At 35.8% G+C, this 5355-nt stretch carries 7 protein-coding genes; 6 read left to right on the top strand and 1 reads right to left on the bottom strand.

The annotated features are described in order from the left end of the window. Positions 1 to 39 precede the first annotated feature (39 nt). Positions 40 to 564, bottom strand: coding sequence for a DUF4364 family protein (locus HMPREF1864_RS02055; RefSeq protein WP_062571183.1), 525 nt, complete (start codon positions 562 to 564; stop codon positions 40 to 42). Between the two features lie 97 nt (positions 565 to 661). Between HMPREF1864_RS02055 and hpt the strand changes: the two genes are divergently transcribed. The 6 genes from hpt (at position 662) to HMPREF1864_RS02025 (ending at position 5305) form a co-directional block, all read left to right on the top strand. Next, the gene (gene hpt, locus HMPREF1864_RS02050; protein WP_062571182.1) at positions 662 to 1189 is read left to right on the top strand and encodes a hypoxanthine phosphoribosyltransferase; all 528 of its coding nucleotides are present in this window, start codon (positions 662 to 664) and stop codon (positions 1187 to 1189) included. Further along, positions 1176 to 2090 (top strand): type II CAAX endopeptidase family protein, encoded by a 915-nt coding sequence (locus HMPREF1864_RS02045; protein WP_082718894.1) that lies wholly within the window; start codon positions 1176 to 1178, stop codon positions 2088 to 2090. The genes hpt and HMPREF1864_RS02045 overlap by 14 nt, the downstream gene beginning before the upstream one ends. A gap of 11 nt (positions 2091 to 2101) precedes the next feature. Further along, positions 2102 to 2839, top strand: coding sequence for an SIR2 family NAD-dependent protein deacylase (locus tag HMPREF1864_RS02040; protein ID WP_062571181.1), 738 nt, complete (start codon positions 2102 to 2104; stop codon positions 2837 to 2839). After that, positions 2836 to 3561 carry a class I SAM-dependent DNA methyltransferase gene (locus HMPREF1864_RS02035; RefSeq protein ID WP_062571180.1) on the top strand — a complete coding sequence of 242 codons (726 nt, stop codon included), beginning with the start codon at positions 2836 to 2838 and terminating at the stop codon, positions 3559 to 3561. Before HMPREF1864_RS02040 ends, HMPREF1864_RS02035 begins: the two co-directional genes overlap by 4 nt. Positions 3562 to 3563: 2 nt before the next feature. Next, positions 3564 to 4484: an Hsp33 family molecular chaperone HslO gene (gene hslO, locus HMPREF1864_RS02030; RefSeq protein ID WP_062571179.1), complete on the top strand. Its 921-nt coding sequence runs from the start codon at positions 3564 to 3566 to the stop codon at positions 4482 to 4484. Between the two features lie 95 nt (positions 4485 to 4579). Beyond that, on the top strand, positions 4580 to 5305 hold the full coding sequence (locus tag HMPREF1864_RS02025) for a Fic family protein (RefSeq protein ID WP_062571184.1): 726 nt from the start codon (positions 4580 to 4582) through the stop codon (positions 5303 to 5305). Positions 5306 to 5355: the final 50 nt, after the last annotated feature.

Below are 5355 nucleotides of genomic sequence, written 5' to 3'. Positions count from 1 at the left end.
TGGTGTGAGAGGGCTATTTATTTAGCCCTACTCGGTTACTTATTTATTTTCTTCTTCTGTCAAAATTTTTAAAATTTCTGAGTAAATTTCTTCAGGATTTTTTTTGAAGTTGGCAGAAATTTTTTTTGCCATAGTGGCATCTGAAGTTTCAATTTTTAAATTTAATACTTCAATCTCATCGTCTCTAATTTTTAAATGAGCGTAATGGCTCCCATCTCTTTCTATAGCTTCAGCAGATACAGAATTTTTTAAAAGTAATTTGTGGTGGTAGTCTTCCATCTTCTCGTCTAAGAATTTTATATTTTCTTCAGGTATTTGCTCGTAGAAAATATTTAAGGTCTTGACTCCATCATCTGAGAGATAATATTTTTTTTCATTGTCAAAGAGGACAAGGCCCGTTGACTCTAGCTCCTTTAAATATTGTTTGAAGTAAAAATAATTGAAGAGCTCAATATCCAATACAAAATAAGACAGGTCATTCTCCTTTAGTCTGTGGTTGAAGTTGTCTATTATGTAGAGGATTAATAATTTATTTAATGCAAGTTCAAAAGAACTTTTTTTCATAAGATCACCTTCCAAGTCATTATACCAAAGCCAGGCTTATAATGGCAATTAAAGATGAATTTTTACAAGTTTTTGATATAATGTAAATGGAGGAATTATGGAAAAAGAAATTTTATTTTCTCGTGAAGAGATACAAGAAAAAGTTGTAAGCCTGGGCAAGATGATTGAAAAAGACTTCGAAGATGATTTCGTAGTTATTTCTCTTTTAAGGGGAAGTTTTATTTTTGCAGCAGACTTAGTTAGAGAGATAGACAGATTAGTAGAAATAGATTTTTTAACAACGTCAAGTTATGGCCACAGCGAAAGCTCTAGTGGAGAGGTTAGGTTCTTGACAGACCTTCGCACAAACATAGAAGGCAGGAATGTCTTAATAGTTGATGACATATTGGACACAGGCAACACCCTCTATGCTGTGAAGGAAAAGTTAATGACTTACAAACCTAAGTCCTTAAAGACTTGCGTCTTGTTAGATAAACCTTCAAGGAGAGAGGCAGATGTAAGTGCCGACTATGTTGGCTTTGAAATTGAGGACCTCTTTATAGTTGGCTACGGCCTAAACTATGGCGATCACTACAGGAATGTCCCTTACATCTACACTTATAAGGAAAAAAATGAGAAACTTTAAGAAGAAAAATTTAAATGTAATGAGTGTCAACTCCTTGACTCTCGTTCTTGCAATTATATTTTTGACAATTGGATTTAACATTCAGGAACGTTTTAGCTTTTGGGGGACCTTCATAACAGAAGTGGTAATTGTTTTGATCCCAGCCTTACTTATATCTTCAACAGGAAGAATAAAAGAGGTTTTAAAGGTCAAGAGGGTTCCAATGAAGAGTTTGGGGCTTACAATTATCCTTGTGATATTAACCTATCCTGTGATTTTACTCCTTAACGGAGTATTTTTGTCCCTTCTTTCTAATTTCATTGAATACAAAAATTTCCCTATGGAGTTAATGTTACAAAAGGTTCCGATTTTTAATTATTTAATTTTTATGTGCCTTGTACCGGCAATTTGTGAAGAAGTTTTCTTTAGGGGAACCCTTACCAATGCCTACAATGTTTATGGAGAGAGGTTTGCCATAGTGGTATCTGCCCTTGTCTTTGCCCTCTTCCACTTTGACATCCAAAATTTTATAGCACCCTTCTTGTTGGGACTTTTATTTGCAAGTTTAATTGAATTTACTGGCTCAATACTACCTGCAATTTTGGCTCATTTTGTCAACAACGTCCTTGCAGTTTTATCTGCCAGGTATGTAAATGAAAGGGTCTTTAGCTTTTTGAGGCAGACAAAATTTTCTCGTGAGATTGGTTCTCTTGAGCTTTCAATTATTATAATTTTAGTTGTCCTTTCAATTTTCTCAATAGTCTTAAGCAGGCTAATTTTGAAAAATCTAAAGAAGGAAAATCAAGCTGAGGGTCAAGCTAGGATAAGGTATAGGGATGTAGAGGCCATTGACTTGTTCAACTTTGTGCCCCTTATTGCCCTTGTGATTTTGTATTTCATCTATCACTATATTGTTTTTTAAGGAGATAGGATATGGATAAGATTAAAGAAGCAGCAGATTTAATTTTAAAATCAAAGAAGGTTTTTGCCCTAACTGGGGCAGGTATTTCCACAGATTCAGGGATTCCTGACTTTAGGTCATCCTCTGGCTACTATTCCAAGATGAATCCAGCCCTTGCTCTTTCTAAGGACAGACTTTTAAATCATCCAGAAATTTTTTATAAGGAAGGCTACAAGATTTTAGAAGACCTAAACGACCAAGAACCCAATGGAGGTCACAAGGCCCTTGCTAAGATGGAAGAGGAAGGCTTTTTAGCTGGCATAATCACACAAAACATTGACAACCTTCACGCCAAGGCTGGCTCAAAAAATATATATGAAGTTCATGGCGAAACTCGTGGGACCCACTGTATGAAGTGTGGCAAGGAATATCCCTTTGCCCTAATGAGAAAAAAAGTTGAGGCTGGAGAAATTCCACCAAGATGTGATGCTTGTGGCGGAGTAATTAGGCCCAATGTTGTAATGTTTGGTGATATGATGCCAGACGACTTCGAAAGGGGAGCAAGGGAACTTGATTCCACTGACACCCTAATAGTTGTTGGCTCATCCCTTACCGTTTCACCAGTAAACTTTTTGCCAAACTACGTGGACCACTTGATTATAATTAACAATGACCCAACACCAATGGATAGGCGTGCTGATGTTGTCATCCACGAAAATTCCACTAGGGTATTGGAAGAAATTTTGAAGGAGCTTGAATCCAGATCATGATGTACGGAGATTTTGCTTATTTTTACGACAAGCTTATGTACGACCTTGACTACGAAAAAATTTATAAATTTATTAGAGAGCTTCTAGAGAAAAGATCTTTAGAAGCTGACTTAATTTTGGAAATGGCTTGTGGGACAGGTGGCCTTACTGAAAAACTTGTCAAGGACTACAAGGTCCATGCCTTTGACCTATCAGAGGATATGTTGGCAGTCTGTGAAAATAAGATTAGGAGTAGAAATTTAAGACTTTTTAAGCAAAATATGGCAGGCTTTTCTGCCCCAGGGACTTATGACGCTATAGTCTCAGTTGGTGACAGCTTAAATTATTTAATAGATAGGGAAGACTTTGAGGATGCCTTGAGGTCAGCCTACAACCACCTAAGAGAGGGTGGGATTTTTATCTTTGACCTCAACACAGAGTACAAGTTCAAGAACATTGATCCCGTAACTGTTGATGAAGTTGAAGATGTCTTTTACATCTGGGAAAATATTTTTGATGGGGAGTCAAAACTAAATACCTATGGGGTTAATTTTTTCAGAAACACTGAAGACAACAATTATAAGAGATTTTACGAAGAACACCTAGAGAGGGCCTACAACCTTTCTTATGTGACAAAAATTTTAAAAGAAATTGGATTTTGTGATCTAGAAGTTTACGATGACTATGAGTTTAGAGAGGTAAGTGACACAAGTTCTAGATACACAATAATCGCAAGGAGGTAAATTTGGGATATATTTTAAGAGCAATAGATGAAACAGAAACTATAAAAATATCTGCAGCCATAACAACAGATGTAGTTGAAGAGGCAAGAAAAATTCACAATCTTTCAAAGACAACTTCAGCAGCCTTGGGCAGGGTTTTAACTGCAACAGCAATCATTGGATCCTGGCAAAAAAATGAAAGAGACTCCGTAACTCTTTCCATTAATGGAAATGGTCCAGCAGGTCCCATTATTGCAACTTGTAAAAATGATGGTTTTGTAAAGGGTTACGTTTCAAGACCTGGGGCAGACCTTCCAACAAGGGAGTCCGATGGAAAGATAGACGTTGCTGGAGTAGTTGGTCAAGGAAACTTGACTATGACAATGGATGTAGGAATGAAGAAGCCCTACACAGGGACAGTTAATCTAACAAGTGGGGAAATAGCAGAAGACCTTGCAGTTTACTTCTTGCAATCTGACCAAATTCCATCAGCAGTTGGTCTTGGAGTTCTAGTTGATGTTGACTATTCAATAAAGGCAGCAGGAGGCTTTATAGTTCAACTAATGCCAGACTGCAGGGAAGAAGAAATTGCAAAGCTAGAAGAAAACTTGAAAAAGTTAAAGAATGTAACTTCGGTAATTGATGAGTACCACGATGCAGAAAAGTTAATTGAAATTTTAATGGAAGGTATGAACTACAAGGTGCTTGAAAGAAGAGACATCGAGTACAAGTGCAACTGCTCTCGTGAAAAAGTTGAAGATGCAATAGTCTCAGTTGGACCAAAGGAAATTAGAGAAATCCTAGAAGAGGACAAGAAGGCAGAAGTAAATTGCTATTTCTGCAACTCAGTTTATAATTTTGATGAAAAAGATCTTGAGAGAATGCTAAAGAAGGCAGAAGACATAAATAAAAATAGACAAATCATCATCCAAGATAATTTTTAAAAATTTTCTATTTTGTATTAGCCTTATCTAAGACCTAGGAGACTTTGACTTATTGCTTTCTTGTTGGCTGCTGGCAAAAAGGATATAATTGTATTATGAAGAGGAAATTATTAGATGTTTTAAGATATGAGAAAAACAATAAAATAAGTGGTGGAATATATCACAAACTTCAAGTTGAATTCACTTATAATTCTAATCACATCGAGGGAAGTAAACTGACTGAAGACCAAACTAGGATGATATTTGAAACTAATACTCTTGGTGTCAATGAGTCAGTAAATGTTGATGATGTTATAGAAACTGTAAATCACTTTCAATCAATCGATAAGGTCATCGACTCCTACGATGAAGATTTAACAGAAGACTATATAAAAGATATTCACAAATTTTTAAAGGCTGGAACAAGTGACTCAAAGCTAGATTGGTTTAGGGTTGGAGACTATAAGGTCTACCCCAATGAAGTTGGTGGATATGAAACGAGTTTACCCCAATATGTGTCTAGTGATATGAAAAAGCTTTTAGACTCATACAATGATAAGGCAGATAAGACTCTAGAAGATATAATTGACTTCCACTATAGGTTTGAAAAAATTCATCCCTTCCAAGATGGCAATGGAAGACTTGGCAGGTTGATTGTCTTTAAGGAGTGTCTAAAGCATGACCTCGTTCCCTTTATCATTAGTGAAGACTTAAAATTTTTCTATTATAGAGGGCTAGCAGAATACAAAAAGGAAAGAGGCAACTTGATAGAAACTTGCCTGTCAGCACAAGATAGGTTTAAGGCATATTTAGATTATTTTAAAATTGAATATAAGGATTGAAAAAATTTTTATAATAGATAAGTTGTAAAATTAAATGCGACACAAATAAA

Origin of the sequence: Peptoniphilus sp. DNF00840, from assembly GCF_001553125.1 — a bacterium.
In the GTDB taxonomy this organism is placed as follows: domain Bacteria; phylum Bacillota; class Clostridia; order Tissierellales; family Peptoniphilaceae; genus Peptoniphilus_A; species Peptoniphilus_A vaginalis.
This window is presented reverse-complemented; position numbering and strand designations above follow the sequence as displayed.